The sequence below is a fragment of the Psychrobacter sp. AOP5-GZ1-6 genome, from assembly GCF_052376345.1.
GTDB lineage: Bacteria > Pseudomonadota > Gammaproteobacteria > Pseudomonadales > Moraxellaceae > Psychrobacter.
The window spans coordinates 1-26608 of record NZ_JBQSVP010000038.1; the positions used below are offsets into that span (position 1 = coordinate 1).

Here is a 26608-nt window from a genome sequence, read left to right on the forward strand (position 1 = left end):
GAATGTTTAAATGTGCTATCAGCACGGTATCTGAATGTTCAATAGACCCTAATGTTCGAGGATAGAATGATGAAAAAATTATTACTGATGGCTACGCTTGCAGCAGCACCTATAATGGCCACAAGCGTACAGGCGGCAGACTCATCAACTAAAGTAACCTTTGCAAAAGACAGCTATTGCGGTAACTTTACAGGCAATATCAAAGATGGAAAAGTGTTTCGTTTATGGCTCGCAGCAGACCAAAACTTAGTGATTCGTAATGTTGGCGATGATCGTATCAATATGGCTTACGTCTCAGGGCCAAGTGGTCGATTGGACGGTGACCGCTATGATAATGAAACGTCTTACATTACTGAGAGTAAAGGCAACCACTATATGAAGATTTATGGCAATAGTCACCATAGTTCTGTTGAGTTCTGTGCTTATTAAATTCATCTTGTTTGAATGAATGTTAGGGCGTGTTGAACATTCAAATATTAGGGCTGCTGATCGATAAAATTGCACCAAACTAGGCGCAAACCGACGATAATGTCGAGACCTTAACTAGGCTTGTAACGACGTTTGGGGTGATTTTAGCATCAGCCTTGAGAACAGATCCAGCAAAGCACTGCTTTGCCCGTTTGCAAGGCGAGAGCTATGCTCGAGTGGAGGGCAGTACTCTTTTTTGCCAATACATGGCGAAATTGTTTAACCTAGAATAACTAGGCATCAAAAATTTCACTGCATATTGTCTAAAAAATAGTCACTGCCAGCACCACATTTGAATGTTCAACACGCCCTAATAGATCATAAAATTGATAGACAGTTAAAAAGCCCGAGCTTGGATACCAAGCTCGGGCTTTTTTATACTAGTGTTTTTTATGCTAATACTTTTCATACGAAGATTTTTCATGCAAATAATCGTAGGCTGTTGGCTCAATTATGCATCTAATTCACGACTGATTAAGGTACCGACACCTTCGTTGGTAAAGATCTCAAGCAAGGTGGCATGGGGCACACGGCCATCGACAATGACAGCGCTTTTTACGCCGCTACGTACGGCATCAAGCGCACACTGAATTTTAGGAATCATGCCACCTGAGATAGTGCCATCTTCAATCAGTCCATCCACTTTCTTCGGCGTCAGCCCAGTGACGACTTGACCATCACGACCCAATACACCTTTGATATTGGTCAGTAACATCAATTTTTCGGCTTGCAAGAATTCTGCGACTTTCCCTGCGACTAGATCAGCATTGATATTATAAGTGTGACCTTCGCTATCGACGCCAAGCGGTGCGATGACCGGAATAAAGTCAGACGAAATAAGCATATTAATCACGTCTTTATTAACACTGACCACATCACCGACAAACCCTAGATCGACAGGGACAGCGACACCATCTTCGCCCACTTTTTCCATGACCAGTTTTTTTGCTTGGATTAAGTTAGCGTCTTTGCCTGTTAAACCAATGGCTCGGCCACCATGCTTATTAATCAGGCTAACAATAGATTTATTGACGCCGCCACCTAGCACCATCTCGACGATATCCATAGTACTTTTATCAGTAACGCGCATCCCATCAATACGGTCAGACTGACGGCCAAGCTCTTTTAACAAGTTATCGACTTGTGGACCACCACCATGTACGACTACCGGATGCATGCCAACGGTTTTTAGCAACACAATATCACGGGCAAATGAGCTTTCAAGTGCAGGGTCAGTCATGGCATTGCCACCATATTTGACCACGATCAATTTACCGACAAAGCGCTGAATATAAGGTAGGGCTGTGGTCAATACTTCAGCGGTTATTTTGGCATCATCTAAATTAAGCGTCATTAAAAACTCCTAAAGTACAGTGTTGAGCGGGTTGGTTATATTGTGTTTCTTGATACAGGTTAGTGCCTATATAAAACAGTTTGTGACATATAGGGCGTGTTGAACATTCAAATATTAGGGCTGCTGATCGCTAAAATTGCACCAAACTAGGCGCAAGCCGACGATAATGTCGAGACCTTAACTAGGCTTGTAACGACGTTTGGGGTGATTTTAGCATCAGCCTTTCAGGGCAGTACTTTTTTTTGCCAATACATGGCGAAGTTGTTTAACCTAGAATGACTAGGCATCAAAAATTTCACTGCATATTGTCTAAAAAATAGTCACTGCCAGCACCACATTTGAATGTTCAACACGCCCTAGTTATTCAGCAGGAATCGCGACAATCTGTGCAGCCAGCTCTTTGTCAAATGGGCGACATAGTGTGGCAAATTTTTCCTGAATGGCTCTTAGCTGATCAATGCTATCGCCAGCAAAGCGTGCTGTCAGATGGTGACTGGTGTTTGACTGTCTCAGCACACCAAAGCCATGTGCAAAATCCAAACGAACGCCATCGATACAGCTTAGCGTTGTTCCTACTGGCATTAAGTCTCTGGCTTGTTTGAGGGTTAGATGAGGCTCAATCACGGAACAATGACAATCTACTAGCGAATCAGTGTTGATCAAATGATGGTCAGAATCTGCTGATGTCGCCTTTAACAGTTGGCGTAAATAACGACAGAATTGGGAGAGCTGTTCTACGATTGAATACTCCGCCCCCAAAGTCTTTGGCATCGGTAAGTAATGATCCGCAGTACTGACCATCGCAGGTAGGTCGTCCGTAATATCTGTCAGTGATTTTTTACCGCGTCCAACGCCATTCGCTGCTAACCAGTGCAGCAGTCGTAGAGCGGCATACATGGCGTCATCATAAACAATAAAACGGCTATCGTTGAATATAAAATGTCCTGATAACTCACCAGCAAAGACAATTTCACCAGCAGAGTACTGTAACTGCTGGCGCATAAAACTGCTACCTGTGCGACTGATGACAGGTGTGGCACCAAGCTCAGACAAAAGCGTTGAGAGGTGATGAGAGCATTTTATATCAAAAACGATCTGAGGCTTGAATGATGAATCTACAGAATTTTTTGGAGATAACATGTCAGGATGTTCAGCGAGCGTCAATTGCGCCAGTAAGTACAGTAGATGGTCAGGCGAGACGACTTTGCCGTTATTATCCACGATCATTAGGCGATCACCATCACCATCAAACGCCAGACCTATGTCTGCTTGATGTTGTTGTACGCTGTGCTGTAATAGTTTGAGACGATGAGGTTCGGTAGGATCCGGATTTCCAGAGGGGAAGTTGCCGTCTGGTGTGTCATTGAGCATGACAATATCTTGGCAGAAATGGGCAAATAAACGTTGAGCGATGAGACTGGTCGCCCCATGCATACAGTCGATAACCATTCGAAAATCAAGCTTGGTAGAGGGCTGGTTGTTTGACGGTCGTTTGTTTGAAGGTTGTGGTTTAGATTGATGAATTTTCTGAAAAACTTGGTCAATAGCGGCAATATAAGCCGTTGCTATTTGCTCAGCAGGTAAGCATGTATCCTGCGGATGGTTTTTAAGGCCATTCGCTTGCATAGCACGGTTGTATTCTGCATCGATTGATGCCTGCTGGCGATGCAGGAGCTGCTGATAAAACAGCTGAATCTCTGCACTGCTGGGCGAGCGATGATTGACCAACCACTTGATGCCTAAAATCTCTTTTGCAGAATGACTGGCGGTCACAATGATACCGTGCCCCTGATATCGCTCAGCCCAAAAAACCATCATAGGTGTCGTGACCAAACCTAACTGGATAACTTGTAAATTATGATGAGTCAATATAGATGCAATTTTTTGCGCAATCATATCGCTACCGATACGCGCATCGTAACCAATCACGATAATGGTGTCTTTATTGTTTTGGTTTTGAGTTATCAGACTGTTTGTTGAGCTAATATCTTTCAATTCAGTATTATGCGCACAGGCATCATTTGGGAGCTTATGGTCTAACGAAGTAGATAGTGCGCTATAACGATGGGCAAAAGCATGCCCCAATGCTTGTATAAACTCAGTAGTGAAATACTGGCGTGAACCACGAATATCATAAGCACGAAACAAGGATTGCTGCGCAGCAAAAGATGGCATTGCTTACTCTCCTTATTATCGTGGTTAATCTCTTTGAGATAGACAAAAAATAAAATAACAAATCAGTAATAGCTACTGATCATTGACTACTGACGACCTGAATGTCCAAACCCACCGGCACCGCGGACGCTTACATCACTGAATTCTGTTACCACTGAAAACTCAGGACGAGCAACCGGTACGACGATATATTGCGCCATACGCTCTGCTGGATTAAGCACAAAGTCTTCGTTACTGCGATTCCAAATACTAACCATCAGCTCGCCCTGATAATCAGCATCGATTAGCCCGACTAGATTACCCAAAACGATACCATGTTTATGACCCAGACCAGAGCGCGGCAAGATCATACCTGCATAATTAGGGTCTTGGATATAAACGGCGAGCCCAGTACCAATCAAATGTGTGTCACCGGCTTTAATGGTCAATGGCTCATCAATACACGCACGCAAGTCGATACCTGCACTGCCATCAGTGGCACGAGTCGGAAGTGAAAATGCTTCATCTTCGGTGATTTTTGGATTAACGACTTTTACTTGTACAGCTTGCATAATGCACTCACTTAACGATTTCAGGGTTTTAAAATGATAATTTTGGGCAAAGGTGATTTAGGGTCTGTTGAATAGTAATGACATTTTTACAGTTTAGTGTTTGATTATAGTATCAACACACTGGCTAAGCCTAAAAATGACATAAAGCCGACAATGTCCGTCACGGTCGTCAGGATAACAGAAGCAGATAGCGCAGGATCGATATTCATACGTTTTAGCACTAACGGTATACTGATACCTGATACGTTTGCAGCTGTCATATTAATGGCAATAGCCAAGCCAATGACCGCACTAATTTTGATGTCATGAAACCACAGTTGGGCAATAAATGCCATAATTATTGCCCAAATAATACCGTTGATGGCGCCGACCCACAGCTCTTTGTTTAACAGCCATACACGGTTAGAACCACCGATTTGACCCATCGCCATACCGCGTATGACAACTGTCAGTGTCTGAGAACCGGCGATACCACCCATACTAGCGACAACTGGCATAAGTATCGCGAGCGCCACGACTTGCGCCAATACTTCTTCGAATTGTCCAATGACCGCCGCTGCTAATAACGCGGTACACAAGTTGATGCCTAACCAAACGCTACGACTTTTGGCACTGGTCAAAATTGGTGCAAACAGCTCTTCGTCCTGACTGACACCCGCAAGGTTTTTCATGGTGCTATCGACATCATCTTGGATGATTTCCATGATGTCTTCGCCATTTAATTGACCGACTAGCTCGCCATAGCTATTAATCACGGGAGCAAAGCGAATATCTTCTGAACGAAAAATCGCTGCAGCATCTTGGATATCTAGTCGATCATTAATAGTAACAGCCGCATCAATCAAATCGGATACTAAAGTGGATTGGGGGTGTTTAATCAAATCAACCAAACTCAATAGTCCAAGTAACTGTTGGCTTTGATCTACAACCAACAGCTCTTGGCTTTCATCATCGAGTAAGTCATCGTTTTCCCGTAGCCAGTTTTGTACTTCTGCAAGCGTGATGTCTTCTCTTACCTGAATAATATCAGGATCCATATAGCTACCGACTTCCCAGTCGACATAGGTGTCTAGTCTGTTGACCTGAACTCGGATATCTTCGTCTAAGGTCGCCATGACTGAGGTTCGCACACTCTCGGTCACCGTGTCCAAAATCTCAGAGATATCTTGTGCATCGAGGTCTTGGGTAAATAGAGAGATCTCTCTTGAAGAGATGTTTTCCATTAAGGGCTGGCGGGTATCAACATCTAACTCAGCAAGGACTTCACCCTTGATACTCTCTGGAACTTGTGCCCAAATTAGTAGACGGGTTTGAGTCGGAAAAGACTCTAGCAGGTTGGCAATTTCGTATTCTGACTGTTTTTCTAAAAACTCAGTAATGGCTGCATATGCCTTGTCAGCAACCAAACCTTGTAGATACAGCAGTTTATATTCAGCGTTGTGTTCAGCTGAATTATAATCTATTTGTAGTGAAGAAGGTTGATCTTGATCAGGCATAGAAGTAGGCATAAAAATTCCTGATTTTTAAAACTGCAAATAGTAGCAATGACTAAAACATTAATTGTTGGCTTAGTTTTGGTCGTATTGTTTAAGTGTGTTGATGCATATTAGCGATTACCTAATAACGCTCTAATATTCGCCAAATATTCATCAGCCACGGCTTCTGGATCTTTGGTTGCTTTTTTCTTTTTGGCTTTGGCGGGCCAGTCGATATGATCCTCTGGTAGCTCCTCTAAAAATCGCGATTCAGAGGTAACACGCATCTGCCCACCTGCACGGCGCTGCGTTGCTAATGTCAATGTTAGCTCACGCCGAGCACGAGTAATGCCTACGTACATTAAGCGACGTTCTTCCTCTATCGTTTCACTCAAGATAGAGTTGCGGTGTGGGAGCATTTCTTCTTCAAGGCCCATGATATAAACAAAGTCAAATTCCAAACCTTTGGCCGCGTGTAAGGTCATCAAGTTGACTTTATTGGTGTTCTCTTCTTCTTGCTGCTGCTCAAGCATATCCAACAATACTAGCTTACGAATAATAGTATCAATCGTGCGATCTTCATCTTCTTCCGCGCGGTTAATCAAAGATTGAATACTGGTGTAGAGCATATCGATATTGTCGATGCGATTTTTTTCTTGTTGCGGGGTTTTAGAGTCGCTACGCACAAAATCAATATAACCTGTTTCATCGATCATCTGACGGACAATAGGAACTGGGTCAGGATGTTGGTCTAACTCACGTGTATAGTGCTCGATAAAGTCACCGAACTCTTTTATTGTGCCATAAGCCTTCGATGGCAAGACATGAGACAGACCTGCATGGGTACAGGAAGCCAGTAGCGATATGCTGTGCTCCTGTGCAAACAAGCCAAGCTTTTCGAGCGTCGCCGGTCCCATACCACGCTTAGGTGTATTAATAATCCGCAAAAAAGCACTATCGTCTTCAGGGTTCAAAATCAAGCGTAGATAGCCCATGATATCTTTGATTTCACTACGTGCAAAGAAAGATTGGCCACCAGATAACTTATAAGGCACTTGTAACTGTCGCAGCTGTGCTTCTAGCATCCGCGCTTGAAAATTACTACGGTACAGAACGGCATATTGCTCCCACTCATTACCGAAACGCAGCTTATGCGTGACGATCTCTTTTGCCACACGCTCGGATTCGTCATCATCATTACGGCAATTAATAATCCGAATTTTTTCGCCTTGACCTTTATCCGACCATAGTTTCTTTTCAAATAAATGCTCATTGTTGGTAATGACGGCGTTGGCTGAAGTTAAAATACGCGTGGTTGAGCGATAGTTTTGCTCAAGCATGACGATTTTTAGTTTTGGAAAGTCTTCTTTTAGCAATCCCATGTTTTCAGGCTTCGCACCGCGCCATGCATAAATAGATTGGTCATCGTCACCCACCACGGTAAAACGACCTTGTGGACCAACTAGATGTTTGATCATCTCATACTGAGCGGTATTGGTATCTTGATACTCATCGACTAAAAGGTAGCGAATACGGTTTTGCCACTTATCACGTAGCTCTCTGTTCTCACGCAGTATCTTAGTTGGCAAGACAATTAAGTCATCAAAATCGACCGCATTATAAGCCCGTAAATTACGCTCATATAGTGCATATAAGGTAGCAAAGATCATCTCTTCTGGATCGTCTAAGGTTTCCATCGCCTTGTCGGGCTCTATCAGATCATTTTTCCAATCAGAAATCATTTTTATTGCTTTGCCAACCAGTTCGCGACTTTCTGCGCCGCTTAGATTGTCACGCATCATTAGCTCCATCAGTAGACGCTTACTATCGTCACTGTCCATGATGGAAAAATTGCCTTTTAGAGGGGTGTGAATCAGCTCATAGCGCAAAAACTGCAGCCCAAATTGGTGAAAGGTCGACACAGTTAGACCACGCGTTTTTTCGCTGGGTAGCAATTTGCTTACCCGCGCTTTCATCTCACGAGCAGCTTTATTGGTAAAAGTCACTGCTGTGATGCGCTCAGCAGGCATGTCGCACTCTTGGATCAGATAAGCAATCTTACGAGTAATGACCGATGTCTTACCAGAGCCGGCACCAGCCAATACCAGTAATGGACCGGAGACGTAGAGCATGGCCTCGGATTGTTTGGGATTAAGTTGACTCATAACGTGACCTGTAAGACAAAAGCAAAAAAGAAGGTAGTGCTGATAGCGGTATTAAGATGTACGCGAGGCGTATCACTAAAATGGCTGCCCTAATGATGTTTTAATTAAAAATTATTTAATAAAATCAAGTGGGCTATTATAAAGCAAAAGTCAGTGCTTTGGGTGAGGAGTTGAGTGTCGAAAATGGGGTTTAGATGCATCAAATCTTTGCTTTATAAGGCGTCATTACTACTCATGATTGAAAACATGGATTTGTACTCAATATAAGGTAACCTATATATCATAACTGTTGTTGCAAAAAACATATTTTTTTTGCATATAAAATGACCGTTCAATACAGTTAAAAACTAGCTTTTAGACGCTGAAATGCGTATAGTACGTAAATAATTTATGCCAGTTGTCTTGTCATTGTTGACTACGTGTAATGAGCTATTAAATCAATTAAGTAAATAGTCGAATATGATATTGATTTAATAAGTTGATCTTACGTTGTTAAAAGATGCGTTAGGCGACCAGCCTTTTTGTCCGTGCGATATCGGAATCCCTTTATTGGTCTCGTCTGACATCGTCGTCAATAAGCTTGATAATTGGTTGTTACCAGCACAGTACTTAAAATAGTTGCTTACATACAGCGACTCAATGACAGTTACTTGTGTTTTCGTCTGGGTTACGCCTGTCGCTAGATGACCTTGAGAGGTCATTACTTGCGCTGCGCTTAACACTCGATTGGGTGAGGAGCACGTATTATCATGTCTGCTTTTAATTGGTCAGCAATAGCTTTTATCTTAGCCGCCATTGGGCTAGTTGTCTTTATGCTAGTCGTACCACGTTTGCTTGGTGGTCGCTCTCAAGGCTCACAAAAAGAAGAAATATTTGAAGCGGGTGTTGTCGGAGCTGGCAACGCCCGTATTCGTTTGTCTGCCAAATTTTATTTGGTGGCTATCTTCTTTGTTATCTTTGATCTAGAAGCGCTCTATTTGTATGCCTACGCCGTGTCAGTACGTGAGGCGGGGTGGCTTGGTTTTGCTGCTGCTGCCATCTTTATTACTATTCTCATCATCGGTTTAATATACGAGCTAAGTTTGGGTGCGATGAGTTGGGCACCTGCTGATAAGCTGCGCAAAAAAGTACGTTTATACGCAGCACCTGCTGGTTTTAATCTAGCAGACATCACCAAGTTTGACGGTGCTCATGAGTTAATGGTTGATCCCACGGGTAAAGTGCCAGCACAGTCTTCAGGCCAGATTAACGTATCAAACAATATTGAAATCAATCGTCATCATCTAGAAAACATCGATCACATTAATACCACAGGTAATGTTACGTCTGTGGATTTTGCGGCGTCTGCTCAAAAAGACAACGTGAAACGTTAGATATTAAGTTTGTCTTAGTTGGCAACAGCTTATCAAGCGCTAATAGTAGAAGTGTGAAGACGTGTTTGTATTGATGATTGCTTATTAATAATAGAAGTTAAGGCGATAGCGAGGACAAGATGATTGTCACACTACGTCTAATATAAAGGTTGTATGTTATGAAATACACATTAACAAAAGCCAACCCTGATGCAGAGAAGTATCCTGCACAGACCACTCAAACGGTCAATGACCCTATCGAAGATGAAGTCAATAAAAACGTCTTTATGGGTCGTCTCGAAGACCTTGTTCATTCAACAGCAAACTGGGGGCGCAAGCACTCACTCTGGCCATTTAACTTTGGTACTTCTTGCTGTTATGTCGAATATGCCACTACCTTAACCGCTGTTCATGACTTATCACGCTTTGGCGCGGAAGTTATTCGTGCGTCGCCTCGTCAGGCAGATGTGATGATCGTTGCTGGTACGTGCTTTGTCAAAATGGCGCCGGTTATTCAGCGCCTTTATGAGCAAATGCTTGAGCCTAAATGGGTTATCTCAATGGGTGCCTGTGCCAACTCTGGCGGCATGTATGATATCTACTCAGTCGTACAAGGCGTGGATAAAATTATTCCAGTCGATGTCTATGTGCCAGGCTGCCCGCCGCGTCCAGAAGCGCTAATCCAAGGTTTGATGTTGTTACAAGAGTCCATTACTAAAGAGCGTCGTCCGTTAGGTGCTTATGTCAACGAAAAAGGCGTCTATCAGCCACAGATGACACCTGAGCGCGATCGTAAGCAAGCAGATCGTATCGCTGTTAAAAACTTACGTAGCCCAGACAGTATTTAGGCTCGTGCGTTTAGATTGATAGTAATAACCATAGCAACAACGTCAACGTTTTATACGCTCATCACAGTGTAGTTATGATGAATCAGTTATGATTAATGAAGGAATACATCATTCATGGTCACGGTAGTCGAAAACACAGATCCTAAGATCAAACCTGTTCCAGCAGTTATCAAAGAGCTAGAGCATAAGTATGCCGGTAAATTTGTCGTGCAGCACACTGTTGATGAGATTCCAACAGTGTGGGTTGCACGTGCTGACTTACTCGATATTCTCTTATTCTTGCGCAAGCTGCCAAAACCCTATGTCATGTTATTTGACCTATCAGCCATAGATGAGCGTCTGCGTCAGCATCGCGCGGGGTTACCTGATAGTGACTTTACAGTGTTTTACCACTTGATGTCACTTGAGCGTAATAGTGATGTGCGTGTCAAGGTTGCATTGAGCGAAGACGATGTCAATGTGCCTAGCGCCACCCAGATTTGGCCAAATGCCAACTGGTATGAGCGTGAAGTGTGGGACATGTTTGGTATTGTTTTTACAGGCCATCCGCATCTAACGCGTATCTTATTACCAAAATACTGGGAAGGTCATCCACTGCGTAAAGAGTATCATGCGCGTGCGACTGAATTTACCCCGTATTTCTTGAATACTGCTAAGCAACAATACGAGCAAGAGAACTTGCGTTTTGTCCCAGAAGAGTGGGGTATGAAACGTTCAGGTCGTGATGAAGATTTTATGTTCTTGAACATTGGTCCTAACCACCCCTCAGCTCATGGTGCATTCCGTTTGGTACTACAGCTCGACGGCGAAGAAGTCGTCGATTGTATCCCTGATATTGGCTATCACCATCGCGGTGCAGAAAAAATGGCCGAGCGTCAAACTTGGCACTCATTTATTCCGTATACCGACCGTATTGACTACCTCGGCGGCGTGATGAACGAGCTTCCGTATATCATGTCAGTTGAGAAGCTTGCAGGGATTAAGATTCCACCGCGCGCTGAAACCATCCGTGTGATGATGAGTGAGTTTTTCCGTATTACCAATAACTTGTTGTTTGTCGGTACCTTCATTCAGGATGCAGGTGGTATGACCCCTGTGTTCTATATGTTTACCGATCGCCAAAAAGCCTATGATGTCATCGAAGCGGTGACAGGCTATCGGATGCATCCCGCTTGGTTCCGAATCGGCGGTACCGCTGCCGATTTGCCACGTGGCTGGCAGCGTCTGGTTCGAGAGTTCTTAGATTGGATGCCAAAACGCTTGGACGAGTATGTCAAAGCCGCATTGCAAAACAGTGTGCTCAAAGGCCGTACTCAAGGGGTTGCTCAGTATAATGCTAAGCAAGCGCTTGCTTGGGGTGTGACTGGTGCAGGTCTACGTGCGACAGGCGTCGATTTTGATCTACGTAAAGCACGTCCATACATGGGCTATGAGAATTATGATTTTGAAGTGCCAGTTGGTTACAACGGTGATGCTTATGATCGTTGTATGGTAAAAGTCGAAGAGATGCGTCAGTCGTTACGTATTATTCGCCAGTGTATGGATAATATGCCACAAGGCCCTTATAAAGCGGATCATCCACTAGCTGTACCGCCGCCGAAAGACCGTACCTTAAACGATATTGAAACTCTTATTAATCACTTTATCTCAGTATCTTGGGGTCCTGTGATGCCAGCGGGCGAGTGTACGACGATTGTCGAGGCGACTAAAGGTCTAAATAGTTATTACATCACCTCAGATAAGGCGACGATGAGCTATCGTACCCGTATCCGTACGCCGACATTTGCACATTTACAGCAGATGCCGTCAGTGATTAATGGTTCGCTCGTCTCTGATGCCATCATGTATTTGGCATCAATTGATATTGTGATGGCAGATTGTGATCGCTAACGCTTTGATTTAAGCCTAGTGCTTTGAGTGAAAAATTATAGTTATTAAAAAGACACATATTATCAATATATCATTGCCGAATGGCACACCAAAATGCTGATATGTTGCGGTATAGCGATATTCATAAGTCTGTTAAGGCTATTGCTATTCGGTGATGAAGTGTGATGAGTGAGGACAGATAGAAAACTATGAAAATTGTTTCCGATAAAATGCCAAAAGTAGATGTGGAAAGCATTCTCACTAGCGAGGAAATTGCGTCTATCCATGAGTTTATGCACCATTATCCACAAGCCCGTGCCGCCTCACTAGATGCACTAAAAATCGTGCAGAAGCGTAACGGTTGGGTAGATGATGCGCAGGTGAACGCCATTGCTAATATTTTAAATATTCCAATGTCAGATATGGATGGGGTCGCTACTTTCTTTAACCGTATTTATCGTCAGCCTGTTGGTCGCCACGTTATCCTTATTTGTGATTCAGTGGCTTGTTTTTTGACAGGCTATGAGGCGTTATCGGCTGAAATTAGATCGCAGCTGGGTATTGAATATGGTCAAACAACGGCAGATGGGCGCTTTACATTATTGCCAATTTGCTGCTTAGGTAACTGTGATAAAGGGCCTGCTGTGTTGATTGATGAAGACACGTATGGTCCTGTCCAACCCTCCGAGGTCGCGCAATTATTGGAGCTATACGCATGAGATTAACGCTTTCAGAGCAGATTGCTCAACGTAGCCAAGGCAAGGCACCAAGCCAGCTTAATGAGCAGCGCATTCCAATTTATGGTGATAAAGCCACAGCCACTAGCGAAACCAAACCGTTAACGTGGCGTCTAGCACATCATGATGCGGTGCTAGATCTGGCCACTTACGAATCTCTAAAAGGTTTTGATGGCTTAAAGCAGGCCTTAAGTCAATCGCCTAAAGCCGTCGGCGATATGATTAAAGCTGCTAACGTCAGAGGTCGCGGTGGTGCAGGCTTTAATGCTGGTTTGAAATGGACGTTTATGTCACCGCCAGATGGTTTACCTCGCTATCTTATCTGTAATGCCGATGAGATGGAGCCGGGTACCTTTAAAGACCGTCTATTAATGGAGCGTCTACCGCTTCAGTTGATTGAAGGTATGCTTATTACCGCGCATGCCATTGGTGCAACCGATGGTTATATCTTTATTCGTGGTGAGTACATTTTGGCCGCTGAGCGTTTGGTTGCTGCCATTGATGAGTGCTTGGCTAACAACCTCATGGGCGATAATATTTTAGGCTCAGATTTTAGTTTTAACCTGCATGTGCATACGGGTGCTGGACGCTATATTTGCGGTGAAGAAACGGCACTTATTAACTGTCTAGAAGGCCGACGTGCTAATCCACGTACTAAACCGCCTTTCCCGCAAATTTCTGGTGCGTGGGGCCGCCCAACCGTTGTCAATAACGTTGAGACCTTGAGCAATATGCCCGCCATCTTAAACCATGGCGTAGAGTGGTACCAGTCGCTATCGGATATCAAAGGTACTAGCAAAACACCAGGTACTAAGCTATTTGGCTGTTCAGGATTGGTCAATGATCCTGGTCTGTGGGAATTGCCCTTTGGTTATACCGCACGCGAAATCATTGAAGGTTTGGCGGGCGGTATGATTGATGGTAAAACGCTTAAAGCATGGCTACCAGGTGGCGCATCGACTGACTTTTTAACAGCCGAACATTTAGATGTCATAGTAGATTTTGACACTATTCAAAAAGCTGGTAGTCGTATGGGTACAGGACTGATTATGGTGGTGGATGAAGCACAAGATATGGTGCCACTGGTTCGTAATCTTGAGATTTTCTTTCAGCGTGAATCTTGCGGTTGGTGTACACCATGCCGTGATGGTCTGCCGTGGGGTGTCAAACTGCTTACTGCCATCAATGATGGTGAGGGGCAGACAGGTGATTTGGAAAAATTAGAGGGCCTTACACGTGACTTATGGATTGGTAAAACTTTCTGTGCGCATGCGCCAGGTGCGATGGAGCCACTAATGAGTGCGATTAAATATTTCCGTCCTGAATTTGATCAAAAAATCGCGCAGGCGGTTGGTGTCGATATTATTGATGCTGCAGCCAACCAACAGCCAGTAGTGAAATAAGGAGAGCGGCATGGCAGTCATACATATTGATGGAACCACTGTCGAAGTAGATAGCGCAGATAACTTGTTACAAGCTTGTTTATCGCTCGGCATTGATGTGCCTTATTTTTGTTATCATCCAGCTCTTGGTTCAGTAGGATCGTGCCGTCAGTGTGCGGTCAAGCAGTTTCAAAACAAAGAAGATATGGAAGCGGGTCGCGGTCGTCTCGTGATGTCATGTATGGTCGCCCCTGGCGATGACATGTACATCTCGGTCACTGATGATGAAGCCAAAGCATTCCGTAAATCAATGGTTGAGCTACTCATGACCAACCATCCACATGACTGTCCAACTTGTGAAGAGGGTGGACATTGTCATCTGCAGGATATGACCTATATGTCTGGTCATAATCGTCGTCGCTATCGATTTACCAAACGCACGCATCACAACCAAGAGCTTGGTCCGTTCATCGCACATGAGATGAACCGTTGTATCGCTTGCTATCGCTGTGTACGTTTTTACAAAGACTATGCGGGCGGCGAAGATTTAGGCGTCTATGGCTCAAACAACCGCGTCTATTTTGGTCGCGACCAAGATGGTCAGTTTGAGAGCGAGTTCTCAGGCAACTTAACCGAAGTGTGTCCAACAGGTGTTTTTACTGATAAAACGCATTCTGAGCGTTACAACCGTAAATGGGATATGCAGTATGCACCAAGCGTTTGTCATGGTTGTTCGGCTGGTTGTAACATCTCACCAGGTGAGCGTTATGGTGAATTGCGCCGTATCGAAAACCGCTATAACGGTGAAGTAAACCGCTATTTCTTATGTGACCGTGGTCGCTTTGGCTATGGCTATGTCAACCGTGACGATCGTCCTATCCAAGCGCTTGAACGTATCAATGATAAGCATGTCAAAATAAATATCGATTATGCACTTGATGAAACCATCAAACGTATCAAAGATAAAAAAGTCATTGGTATTGGCTCACCTCGTGCCAGTCTAGAGACCAACTTTGCGCTAAAAAACTTGGTGGGCTTTGATAAGTTTTCAACTGGTTTGAACCATCAGCAGCAAGCACTGGTCAATAAATGCATCGAAGTATTGAGTACGGAAGGCATTTATAATCCTAGCATGACAGATATCGAAAGTTATGATGCGGTATTGGTATTGGGTGAAGATATCACTCAAACCTCATCACGTGTTGCATTGTCAGTACGCCAAGCCGCAAAAAACGAAGGCCTAAAAATGGCGGCAGCATTAAAAACGCAGCCGTGGCTTGCAGAGCCTGTTAAACGTATTGCTCAAGATGCCTTAAGTCCTGTCTATGTCATCGATGTGACTCAGACTAAGCTCGAAGACATCAGTAAAGTCAGCGTAGTCGCAACGCCTGAAGATATCACTAAGCTTGGCTTTAAGGTTGCTGCTGAGATTGCTAGTTTCGCTGATGATTTATTAGAAATAGTAGATCCACAAGCGGCTGAGCAAGATGCTAATATTGATACTAGTACTGATGCCAGTAATGAGACTGATGGGATGCAAGCGTTGGCGCAGCAAATCGCTTATGACTTGATTCAAGCGGACAAGCCGTTGGTCATTTCAGGTAGTAGCTTATCGTCTACCGCATTGATAGAAGCAGCGGCGCAGATTACTCAAGCATTGACGCAAAAACGTTCAGCAATTAAAGCGACTGAACAGCATCAAGTTGAGGCTCATAATGCCAAAGTCCATGCGGCTCAAGCAAAAGCTGCTGACGACCAACCTGAAGAAGACAAAGATTTATCTGCGAAACCGAACAAACCTAAAACGGGCGTGAATACAGAAGCGCAAGATGATGTAGAACGCGCACCTGCCGAACCGCTCGAATTAAAAGAAGTAAACAATAAGTATCATGCACAAGCAGGTATCTATTTAACGGTTACCGATGCTAATAGTATGGGTGTTTGTATGCTTGGCGGGCAATCAGTTGAAGAATTGTTAGCGACTGATTTCGATGTGGTGATAGTCGCTGAAAATCAGCTGACTGATGCCATCGATGCCAATAAATTGACGCAGCTATTATCTGATAAAACTGTCATTGCACTGGATCATCAGCTACTTGATTGGCACAAAGATGTTGATATTGTATTACCTGCGGCAAGCTTTGCTGAAGCAGATGGTACGCTAATCTCTGCTGAAGGCCGTGCGCAGCGTTTCTTCCAAGTTTATGACAATGAATATTATCATCCGATGAGTAGCATCAAAGAAGGCTGGCGCTGGTTACATGCAGTGCATAGTAGCATTGAAGGTCGTGATGTTGATTGGACACAGCTAGATGATGTCATCAAGGCATTAATCGCTACGCATCCTAAGCTTGCTGGTATTAAAGGTGCTGCTCCTGATGCTGATTACCGTATGACTGGTCTTAAAATTGCTCGTCAGCCACGCCGCTATTCAGGTCGTACCGCTATGCGTGCGCCGATATCCGTGCATGAGCCGATGCAGCCAAAAGATTTAGACACCGGTTTGACCTTCTCAATGGAAGGTTATAGCGGTAAGCAAACGCCAAGCTCGATGATTCCTTTTGCCAGTGCGGCAGGTTGGAACTCACCACAAGCATGGAACAAGTACCAAGACAAAGTTGGCGGCCATCTGAAAAATGGTGATCCAGGCGTACGCTTATTTGATCAGCTAGCACGTCTAGAAACACGTCAATATATTGCGCCAGAAGCAATGTCTGTGACGACAACTGATATGCAACAAGGACAAGCCAAGTTGGTGCCTATCCATAATATTTATGCTAGCTCGATGATGGCCTCACGCAGTCCAATCGTCGCAGAGCAACTACCTGTGGCTACATGGCGTATCGGTATGGATGACGCTAAGGACTGGAATATTGCTAATGGCGATTATTTGGCAATTGAGATTGATAAGCAACAAATCACCTTGCCTGTACAGATTGTTGGTTATTTAGCAGAAGGTTGTATCGGTTATCCAGTCGGGCAGGTGAGTATCATTCACCCATCGATGCCAGCGTCTGTACGTAAAGTTGATGCACCAATCACTATGATGGGCAGCATGGCTAATGACAGCACTTTGATAAATAATGGTGCTGGCAATGGCACTAACAATAACGATGCAGCGCAGATAAACGCAGCGCCTACCACCACACAGGAGGTGTAATATGCAAGTTACCCGTATTATCCCTGATGTGCCAAGCTTTTTGGCAGGAAGTCTGAGCTTTGATGCCTGGTCCATCTTATTTCTGGTTGGTCAGTCACTGGTTATCTTCTTAGTCGTGGTATTGGTTGCGGCGATGATGATTATCTATGAGCGCCGTATGTTGGCCTTATGGCAAGATCGTTATGGTCCAAACCGTGTGGGCCCATTTGGTTCACTACAGCTGGTTGCTGATATGCTCAAAATCTTCTTTAAAGAAGATTGGACGCCGAACTTTACCGATAAGTTTATGTTTACGTTGGCACCTGCGGTCGCGATGTTTACTGCATTGGCCTCATTTGCCATCATTCCTATCTCGCCAACGCTTGGCGTGGTTGATTGGGATATTGGTATTCTATTTTTCTTTGCTATGGCTGGTATTGCTGTCTATGCCGTGATGTTCGGTGGTTGGGCATCTGCCAACAAGTTCTCGTTATTGGGTGGTCTGCGTTCAGCGGCACAAACCATCAGTTATGAAGTTTTCTTAGGTTTGTCGTTGATGGGTGTGGTTGCATTGACTGGCTCGTTTAATTTGCGTGCTATTGTCGAAGCGCAAGTGGATGGCTGGTATATCATTCCACAGTTTTTTGGGTTTTTGACCTTTGTAGTAGCTGGTGTGGCCGTTACGCATAGGCATCCATTTGATCAGCCAGAAGCAGAGCAAGAGCTGGCCGAAGGGTATCATGTTGAATATTCTGGTATGAAATTCGGTATGTTCTTTATCGGTGAGTATGTCAATGTCGTGTTGATTTCTGCATTGATGACCTGCTTATTTTTTGGCGGTTGGCTTGCGCCGTTTAATTTAGATATTCCATTTATTCCACCAGCTTTTTGGTTCATGATTAAAACGCTGTTCTTTATGACGCTGTTTGTTTTGGCTCGAGGCTCACTCATGCGTCCGCGCTATGATCAAGTGATGAATTTTGGCTGGAAAGTTTGTCTGCCAGTAACGTTGATTAATCTGTTGATTACTGCTGCAGTCATTTTGATCTTTTCCCCAACGTTGTAGTCATCACTAGCCATCATTGATGAACTAGGGTAAAGCTGATAAGGATAATAATCCCATGTTTACTACCATAAAAAAGACCGTCATTGGTATATTTACCATTGTTCGCAGTATGTGGATGGTCAATAGTCATGCGCTTAGACCACGCGATACCATCCTTTATCCAGAAGAGCCTGTACCAGTCCCGCCACGTTTTCGTGGGCGTATTGTGCTGACGCGTGACCCGGATGGTGATGAGCGTTGCGTTGCTTGCAATTTGTGTGCTGTAGCGTGTCCTGTGGGCTGTATTTCACTACAGAAAGCAGAGCGTGATGACGGCCGCTGGTATCCAGAGTTTTTTCGAATTAACTTTTCACGTTGTATTTTTTGTGGATTGTGTGAGGAGGCTTGTCCAACGACAGCCATTCAATTGACGCCTGACTTTGAGTTAGGCGAATATAAGCGCCAAGATTTGGTTTATGAAAAAGAGCACTTGCTCATTTCAGGATCAGGTAAATATCCGGATTATAACTATTATCGTGTGACGGGTATGGCGGTAGCGGACAAACCAAAAGGCGCAGCACAAAATGAAGCTGCACCGATTGATCTAAGGAGCTTGCTGCCATGATGAATATCTTGAACCATCCTGAACTGGCAGGATTTTATTCGCTCGCTGCAGTGGCTATATTTGCCAGCCTACGCGTGGTAACCCAAGCCAATCCAGTGCATGCTATTTTATCGATGATTGTGTCATTACTGGCGATTGCTGGTATCTTTTTTGTGCTAGGAGCCCCATTTGCAGGAGCCCTAGAGATCGTTGTTTATGCCGGTGCCATTATGGTGCTATTCGTCTTTGTTATCATGATGCTCAATTTAGGTATGAGTAATGATGAGCGTGAAGAACGTTGGCTAGATGCGGGCACTTGGGCGATACCGACAGGACTGACGCTCATTATTGCGGTTGTGCTTTATGCGATGATTGGTCTCAATCATGATGAAACAGCGATGATTGGCGTGACATCTATTTCGGCCAAAGAAGTGGGCACTGTGTTATTTACTAAATACGTGATGCTGATAGAAGTGGCAGCATTACTATTGTTAGCGGCGTTAGTTGCTGCTTATCATTTAGGCAAAGAGTCTATAGATGATGAAGTTGAAAGCAACGCTAGTCAGGCATTCAGACCTAGTGTCGGTAGTATTAAGCAATACGAACATACGACACAAACCGATAATGATACGGTAAAAATGGCCGAACCATACGAATATAAAGAAGTAGACCCGCATGACTATGTCAGTATGAATGTGGGCACGCAGGTAGGTGTGAAGAAAGTTGCACGCAAGGAGTCAGACTAATGGTACTAGCAGCGAGCGTGGCACAAGATGTTGCGAATGTGCCGTTTGCCCATGAGGTGGCAGGCTTAGTACAGCCTGTGGCTGAGGCACAAAGTGTACTGGGTATGATACCTATGAGCCACGGATTGATTCTGGCAGGTATCTTATTTGCTATTGGTCTGTGCGGGGTCATGGTACGGCGTAATTTTTTATTTATGCTAATGAGTCTTGAGATCATGATGAATGCGGCAGCTCTAGCATTTGTAGTGGCAGGTAGTCGTTGGGTCGATCCGGATGGACAGATTATGTTTATCTTTATTTTGACATTAGCAGCAGCAGAGGCTGCCATTGGTTTGGCAATATTATTGCGGTTTTATCATCAGCGTGGGCATCTTGATGTCGATAGCGCCAATGAGATGAAAGGATGATGTCATGAGTTTATTACCATTAACCTTTATATTCCCGCTCGTTGGCTTTTTGATCTTAGCCTTTATGCGCGATAAGTTAACGGAGCAGGTGGCAGCGATTGTCGGTGTGGGTAGTATGCTGTTATCAGCACTATGCACACTAGTCGTTAGTTATACTTTTTTGACCACCAATCCAGCAGGAACGGTCGTAGAGATACCGCTTTGGACGTGGTTCCAAGTCGGTGATTTTGCGCCAAGTTTTGGCTTGAGCTTTGATGGCTTAACTCTGACGATGACGGGTGTTATCACTGGCATTGGTTTCCTGATTCACCTGTTTGCCGCTTGGTATATGAAGGGTGAAACTGGATTTGGACGTTTTTTTAGCTATATGAACTTATTCGTTGCCAGTATGTTGTTACTGGTACTAGCCGATAATTTGTTTTTGCTTTATCTCGGTTGGGAAGGCGTGGGTCTTTGTTCATACTTGCTAATTGGTTTTTATTACCAAGATAGGGCCAATGGTCTTGCGGCAATGAAAGCCTTTACGGTTACACGTGTCGGCGATGTATTCTTAGCCTTTGGTCTGTTTTTATTGTTCCGTGAATTTGGCACACTTAATATTCAAGAGATTATTACTCGTGCGCCAGAAGTGTTCGATATCAATAACCCAACGATGATGTTGACAACGATGATGTTGGTTGGCGGCGCGATGGGTAAATCAGCACAGCTACCATTACATACATGGCTTGCCGATGCGATGGCGGGTCCAACACCAGTATCAGCATTGATTCACGCAGCAACGATGGTCACGGCAGGGGTTTATTTAATTGCCCGTCTACATCCGTTGTTTGAGCTGACCCCTGGTCTTTTATTGTATTGGGTCGGCGGTGTAGGGGCCTTGACGTTGGTTGTTGCTGGATTTTGTGCGTTGGCACAGACTGATATCAAACGTATTCTTGCCTACTCAACGATGAGTCAAATTGGCTATATGTTCTTGGCATTGGGCGTTGGTGCATGGCAAGGGGCAATCTTCCATCTGATGACGCATGCTTTCTTTAAAGCCTTATTGTTCTTGTCATCAGGTGCGGTCATTCTTGCGGTACATCATGAACAAGATATTTTTAAGATGGGCGGCTTACGCAAAAAGATACCATTGGTATTTTGGTGCTATATAGTCGGTGGCGGCGCACTTGCAGCGATACCTTGGGTCACCGTTGGTTTTTATTCTAAAGAAGCGATTCTTTGGGAAACTTATGCCACAGGTCATCTCGTATTATTCTACATGGGTGTGTTTGGTGCCTTCTTAACTGCGATTTATACGTTCCGTATGATTTGGATTGTTTTCTTTGGTGAAGAGAAAACACCTGCGCATAAGCTGTCTGGTATGTCGTACTGGTTACCTCTTACAATATTATTGGTGCTATCTACTGCCATTGGTGCATGGATTACACCGCCATTGCAAGGAGTACTACCAGAGAGTGTTGGGCACTTATTAGAAGTTGCCGGTGAAGCACATGCTAAGCACACAGCAGAATATATCGCCATGGGTGCGATGGCTGCAGGTCTAATATTGGCGGCATTCCTATATGTCGCAGATAAAGGTCGAATGCTGACCAGCTTTAAGCGCTCACGTATTGGTGGTGCGTTATATCACTGGTGTTATCATGGCTTAGGTTTTGATGCGTTATACGACATAATTTTTGTAAAACCCTTTTTGTTCATCGGCCGCTTACTTAAAGCCGACCCTATTGATAAAACGTGGCTCATCCTACCTAAGCTGGCATCAGCGGGTAATAAGATGTTGTCTGCGACACAAACAGGGTCACTTCGAGGTTATGCTACAAGCTTTGGCTTGGGTATGGCTGTGCTGTTGGTGCTGGTAATGATGACGGTGGTATAAGATGATTGAGTTACAACAAACGTGGATGCTACCAGCATTAATTGCAATTCCTTTTATTGCAGGATTGCTATGTTGGTTGGTCGAGCGGTTTAATAAACGTCTACCGCGCTGGATTGCCTTGATTGGCATGATGCTGACTTTTGTACTGTCCCTAGTGCTATGGCATTACGGTGACTTTAGCGGGATGAGCAAGCAAGTGATTGGGCCAAGTGCCAATCTGCCGTGGGTCGCAGAATTTAGTGTGCCATGGATACCGAGTTTTGGTATCAGCTTTCATTTAGCATTAGATGGTATGTCTTTGCTGATGGTCGCTTTGACAGCATTTCTGGGTATTGCGGCAGTGGCGTGTTCGTGGAATGAAATTCAGCGTCGAGTTGGTTTTTTTCATCTGAACTTGCTATGGAGTTTGGGCGGTGTCATTGGTGTTTTCTTAGCTATTGATATGTTCTTATTCTTCTTCTTTTGGGAAATGATGCTGGTTCCTATCTACTTCTTGATCGCGATTTGGGGTCATGATGTCGTTGGTAAAACCAAAGAATATGCGGCTACCAAGTTCTTCATTTATACCCAAGCTTCTGGGCTTATCATGCTCATTGGTATTTTGATGTTAGTTATTATTAGTTACGCCCAAAGAGGTGTGGTGAGTTTTAACTATAATGACTTGCTTGGTACGTCACTTGGTGGTTGGGAATATCCAATCATGCTGTGTTTCTTTGTTGGTTTTGCGGTGAAGTTGCCTATTATACCTTTCCATGGCTGGTTGCCTGATGCGCATGCGCAGGCGCCGACAGCAGGTTCGGTAGATTTAGCAGGTATTTTGATTAAGACGGCAGCATATGGCTTGATTCGGTTTGTCTTGCCATTATTTCCAGCAGCATCACAAGAGTTTGCTCCCATCGCCATAACTTTAGGTACGATTGGTATCTTTTATGGTGCATGGCTGGCCTTTATGCAGACCGACATGAAACGTTTATTGGCTTATACCAGTATTTCGCACATGGGTTTTGTGGTCTTGGCTATCTATGCTGGTACCTTACTCAGCTTGCAAGGTTTGATGATTCAGATGCTTGCACATGGCCTGAGCTCAGCGGCGTTGTTCATTATGGCTGGCCAGTTGTATGAGCGCTTGCATACACGTGATTTGACCTTGATGGGTGGTATGTGGGGACAGTTCCGCTATTATGCACCGATATTGATGTTCTTCTGTGCTGCGTTGCTTGGTATCCCTGGTACTGGTAACTTTATTGGCGAATTTATGATTCTATTTGGCTCATTTGCACAATATCCGGTATTTGTGGTACTTGCCACATTCAGTTTGGTATTGGCAGGTTTGTATTCGCTTATTCTCATTCACCGCGCATTATTTGGTAAAAATAATATTGAAGCGGTTTCAATACAAGAAACCAAGTCACATGGTCTACCACCGCGTAAACTAAAAGATTTGGGCAAACGTGAATTGTCATTGTTACTCATATTGGCCGCTGGATTGGTTTGGCTCGGTCTGTACCCACAGCCGTTCCTTGATACGTCAAGTCATGCGATGCAGTGGATCAATAATGCGTATGTATATAGTCAAGTAACACAAGTAGATGCGGCGCACCTGCTTGATGCAATGGAGGCACGTTAAGTCATGAATGATATTACGATGAATGATTTGATGGGATTGTTGCCTTATGCACCAATCATTACCGTAGTGATTACAGTACTGGTGGTTATGATTGCCATCGCAATTAAACGCTCACATATGGTTACTGGCACAGTTACCGTCGTTGGTTTAAACATTGGTTTATTTACTTTGCTTGGTCAAATGACTGGTGTTATCAATAGCGGTACTCTGGCACCAAATGCTGAACAGCTATTTGTGATTGATAATTTTGCTCAGTTTAACATGGTGATCATTTTTATCTGTGCATTGGCTTGCTGTACGTTATCTTATGCATATTTGACCAATTTAAAAGATAATAAAGAAGAGCTTTATTTGCTCATGTTGTTATCGACGATTGGTGCTTTGCTGATGGTCAGTGCTCAGCATCTAGCGTCATTCTTTATGAGCTTAGAGATGCTATCTATACCACTGTACGGTATGCTGTCATATACCTATATGCGTAAAAACTCGCTAGAGTCTGGTCTAAAGTACCTAGTGCTATCTGCGACGGCGTCAGCCACTTTATTGATGGGTATGGCATTTATTTATGCAGAAGTAGGGTCGTTGGCCTTTAAGCCTATTAGCGTGGAATTGAGTAATATTTTTGAATCGCCACTGTTGATACTGGGCGCGGCGATGATGATGTTTGGTATTGCCTTTAAGCTATCCGCCGCACCTTTTCACATGTGGACACCTGATGTTTACGAAGGTGCACCAGCACCTATCGCTACGTTCTTAGCCTCAGTATCTAAAGTAGCTATGATGGCATTAGCGGTTCGATTCTTACTTGATACGGCGTTGCTGGCACTACCATCGGTACAGATGTTATTGATGGTAATTGCGACCTTATCTATCTTAGTGGGTAACTTACTGGCTGTACGTCAGACCAGTCTGAAACGTCTACTGGGTTATTCTTCTATTGCCCATATGGGTTACGTGCTTATCGTAATCGTGAGTATTGGTAGAGCAGCAGACAGCATCTCAAGTATGTATATGGTCGTTTATGCCTTGACTTCTATTGGTGCTTTTGGTGTAGTCACCTTGATGTCGAGCCCTTATCGTGCTACTGGAGAAGCGGATGAACTCACGCATTACCAAGGGCTGTTTTGGCGTCGTCCAATACTGACTGCAGTAATGACGATTATGATGTTGTCATTGGCTGGTATTCCATTGACAGCAGGCTTTATTACTAAGATGTTTGCGATATTGGCAGCAGTACAAGGTACCAACTGGTTCTTGGCGGCAATGATTATCTTAGGTAGTGCGATTGGCTTGTTCTATTACTTGCGCGTCATGCTCACACTCTTCAAACGTCCTAAGCAGTTTATTGAGTTTGATGTCTCTGGACAATGGGCGATGCGTACGGGTGGTATCATGATTATTGCGGTGACGGCAGTGATTATTCTCTTTGGTATCTTGCCAAGTAGTATGATTGAATGGGCAAGTTTGGCACATATTTGGTAGTGTCATTATTAGGGATATGAGATAAGTCAGCACTTGTTCCTTGTTTGCTGTTACGGTTGTGAAACCAAGATGCGCCAGCTTTATGATAAGCTTGGCGCATCTTTTTTTTGTTTGTGTCGTATAAGATTTTTAACAATCAGTTTTTTAAAATCAGAGCCACTACTCAAATTAAAGCGATGGCTCTCTAACCAAACTAAAAATAGCTAAGTTTTGCTAAACAGCGTCAAATAGCTGGTTAATATTTCGATATTATCTATACTGTTTTTCTTGTTTGACGGCAATTTATCTGATTTTTATCTCCGTTTTTGGAGTGAGGAAACACCTTAGACTTTAATAAAAATAAGTAATTAACTACCAACTATAAGTGATTAACTACCATGAGTGACAATATTCAAAAAGTAACCGTGCTCAGTAAAACCACATGGACACCCAATTTGTTTAGCTTTACGGTTAGCCGTCCTGACAGCTTTAAATTTACTGCAGGGCAGTTTGTGCGTTTGGGCGTCAATCCTAGTCATTTGAACTATTATAAGCAGCAAGGTAATTTAGGTGATGATATTGCCGATGAAGAGATTTTTCGTGCTTATTCTATTATTTCTTCACCCTTTGACGAGGTATTAGAGTTCTTCTCTATTGTTATCCCTGATGGTGCGTTTACCTCACAGCTGCAATATCTACAAGTGGGTGATGAGCTATTGCTAAATACCACACCGTTTGGCTTTTTGACGTTAGCACGTTATCAAAAACCACTGCCCAAAGATTTATGGCTACTGGCAACTGGTACAGGATTGGCACCATTTTTATCGATGCTACAAGACTTGAAAACGTGGGAAGATTACGAACATATTGTACTCGCCTATAGCGCTCGCTCGCTAGAAGAGCTTGCTTATATTGAGAAGATTGAAAGCTTGCAACAAGAGTTTGGCTCATTGGTGGAGAATCCTGCTAAATTAACCTTTATTCCTATTGTTACCCGTGAGCCGGTCGAGGGTGCGTTAGCAGAACGTCTGCCAAAGCTATTATTAGAGGGCACACTACAGCAGTGGGCAGGTATTGCACTAGACATCGATAGTACGCATGTCATGCTATGTGGTAATCCTGACATGGTAGAAGATACTAAAGAAGCACTGAAGGCGTTAGGGTTGGTTATGAATCGCCGCGGTGAGGGTAATATTGCGGTAGAGAATTACTGGTAAAGATGTGGCTAGTTTGATTATCTTATAAGCTTGATGCTGTAAAAACGTTGATTCTTAAGAGTAGTCGCATTTAAATAAGCAACTTATAGGATCAACGTTTCTATATA

The 26608-nt window shown here is 43.9% G+C and carries 21 protein-coding genes; 15 read left to right on the forward strand and 6 right to left on the reverse strand.

What is annotated here, in order from left to right:
• The first annotated feature begins 69 nt into the window (after nt 1-69).
• Complete coding sequence (locus ACT3RN_RS07020; protein ID WP_192521014.1) at nt 70-429, forward strand: hypothetical protein; 360 nt, start codon at nt 70-72, stop codon at nt 427-429.
• Between the two features lie 490 nt (nt 430-919).
• Here the strand turns inward: ACT3RN_RS07020 and argB are convergent, their stop codons facing one another.
• From argB to ACT3RN_RS07050, 6 genes are all read right to left on the reverse strand, one after another.
• Entirely contained in the window at nt 920-1822 is a 903-nt protein-coding gene (gene argB, locus ACT3RN_RS07025) for an acetylglutamate kinase (RefSeq protein ID WP_192521000.1), read from the reverse strand.
• 360 nt (nt 1823-2182) lie between these two features.
• Entirely contained in the window at nt 2183-3997 is a 1815-nt protein-coding gene (locus ACT3RN_RS07030; RefSeq protein ID WP_442073265.1) for a phosphomannomutase, read from the reverse strand.
• Between the two features lie 86 nt (nt 3998-4083).
• Nucleotides 4084-4548: a dUTP diphosphatase gene (gene dut / locus ACT3RN_RS07035; RefSeq protein WP_192519288.1), complete on the reverse strand. Its 465-nt coding sequence runs from the start codon at nt 4546-4548 to the stop codon at nt 4084-4086.
• Between the two features lie 104 nt (nt 4549-4652).
• A complete protein-coding gene (gene mgtE, locus ACT3RN_RS07040; RefSeq protein WP_442073264.1) occupies nt 4653-6056 on the reverse strand; it encodes a magnesium transporter in 1404 nt (467 codons plus the stop codon).
• A gap of 98 nt (nt 6057-6154) precedes the next feature.
• On the reverse strand, nt 6155-8188 hold the full coding sequence (locus ACT3RN_RS07045) for a UvrD-helicase domain-containing protein (RefSeq protein WP_192519286.1): 2034 nt from the start codon (nt 8186-8188) through the stop codon (nt 6155-6157).
• Nucleotides 8189-8658: 470 nt separating this feature from the next.
• Entirely contained in the window at nt 8659-8889 is a 231-nt protein-coding gene (locus tag ACT3RN_RS07050) for a hypothetical protein (protein ID WP_192519285.1), read from the reverse strand.
• A 48-nt stretch (nt 8890-8937) separates the two neighbouring features.
• On the opposite strand from ACT3RN_RS07050, the gene ndhC reads away from it, so the two are divergent.
• The 14 genes from ndhC to ACT3RN_RS07120 all read left to right on the forward strand — a co-directional run bounded on the left by ndhC (nt 8938) and on the right by ACT3RN_RS07120 (nt 26501).
• Entirely contained in the window at nt 8938-9561 is a 624-nt protein-coding gene (gene ndhC, locus ACT3RN_RS07055; protein WP_442073263.1) for an NADH-quinone oxidoreductase subunit A, read from the forward strand.
• Between the two features lie 158 nt (nt 9562-9719).
• Nucleotides 9720-10388, forward strand: coding sequence for a NuoB/complex I 20 kDa subunit family protein (locus ACT3RN_RS07060; RefSeq protein ID WP_192519283.1), 669 nt, complete (start codon nt 9720-9722; stop codon nt 10386-10388).
• A gap of 114 nt (nt 10389-10502) precedes the next feature.
• Entirely contained in the window at nt 10503-12278 is a 1776-nt protein-coding gene (nuoC, locus tag ACT3RN_RS07065; protein WP_192519282.1) for an NADH-quinone oxidoreductase subunit C/D, read from the forward strand.
• Between the two features lie 188 nt (nt 12279-12466).
• Nucleotides 12467-12976 carry an NADH-quinone oxidoreductase subunit NuoE gene (nuoE, locus tag ACT3RN_RS07070; RefSeq protein ID WP_192519281.1) on the forward strand — a complete coding sequence of 170 codons (510 nt, stop codon included), beginning with the start codon at nt 12467-12469 and terminating at the stop codon, nt 12974-12976.
• Nucleotides 12973-14397, forward strand: a complete 1425-nt coding sequence (gene nuoF / locus ACT3RN_RS07075) for an NADH-quinone oxidoreductase subunit NuoF (protein ID WP_192519280.1) — start codon at nt 12973-12975, stop codon at nt 14395-14397. Before nuoE ends, nuoF begins: the two co-directional genes overlap by 4 nt.
• Nucleotides 14398-14407: 10 nt before the next feature.
• Nucleotides 14408-17536 carry an NADH-quinone oxidoreductase subunit NuoG gene (gene nuoG / locus ACT3RN_RS07080; protein WP_192519279.1) on the forward strand — a complete coding sequence of 1043 codons (3129 nt, stop codon included), beginning with the start codon at nt 14408-14410 and terminating at the stop codon, nt 17534-17536.
• A gap of 1 nt (nt 17537) precedes the next feature.
• On the forward strand, nt 17538-18581 hold the full coding sequence (gene nuoH / locus ACT3RN_RS07085; protein ID WP_192519278.1) for an NADH-quinone oxidoreductase subunit NuoH: 1044 nt from the start codon (nt 17538-17540) through the stop codon (nt 18579-18581).
• A 55-nt stretch (nt 18582-18636) separates the two neighbouring features.
• Nucleotides 18637-19185: an NADH-quinone oxidoreductase subunit NuoI gene (gene nuoI / locus ACT3RN_RS07090; protein ID WP_192519277.1), complete on the forward strand. Its 549-nt coding sequence runs from the start codon at nt 18637-18639 to the stop codon at nt 19183-19185.
• Nucleotides 19182-19910 carry an NADH-quinone oxidoreductase subunit J gene (gene nuoJ / locus ACT3RN_RS07095; protein WP_192519276.1) on the forward strand — a complete coding sequence of 243 codons (729 nt, stop codon included), beginning with the start codon at nt 19182-19184 and terminating at the stop codon, nt 19908-19910. The genes nuoI and nuoJ overlap by 4 nt, the downstream gene beginning before the upstream one ends.
• Before the next feature lie 98 nt (nt 19911-20008).
• On the forward strand, nt 20009-20317 hold the full coding sequence (gene nuoK, locus ACT3RN_RS07100; protein ID WP_192519290.1) for an NADH-quinone oxidoreductase subunit NuoK: 309 nt from the start codon (nt 20009-20011) through the stop codon (nt 20315-20317).
• Nucleotides 20318-20321: 4 nt separating this feature from the next.
• Nucleotides 20322-22196 (forward strand): NADH-quinone oxidoreductase subunit L, encoded by a 1875-nt coding sequence (nuoL, locus tag ACT3RN_RS07105; RefSeq protein WP_192519275.1) that lies wholly within the window; start codon nt 20322-20324, stop codon nt 22194-22196.
• Nucleotide 22197: 1 nt separating this feature from the next.
• The gene (nuoM, locus tag ACT3RN_RS07110; RefSeq protein ID WP_192519274.1) at nt 22198-23823 is read left to right on the forward strand and encodes an NADH-quinone oxidoreductase subunit M; all 1626 of its coding nucleotides are present in this window, start codon (nt 22198-22200) and stop codon (nt 23821-23823) included.
• 3 nt (nt 23824-23826) lie between these two features.
• Entirely contained in the window at nt 23827-25305 is a 1479-nt protein-coding gene (gene nuoN, locus ACT3RN_RS07115; RefSeq protein ID WP_192519273.1) for an NADH-quinone oxidoreductase subunit NuoN, read from the forward strand.
• Between the two features lie 377 nt (nt 25306-25682).
• Nucleotides 25683-26501, forward strand: coding sequence for a ferredoxin--NADP reductase (locus ACT3RN_RS07120; protein ID WP_192519272.1), 819 nt, complete (start codon nt 25683-25685; stop codon nt 26499-26501).
• Nucleotides 26502-26608 lie beyond the last annotated feature (107 nt).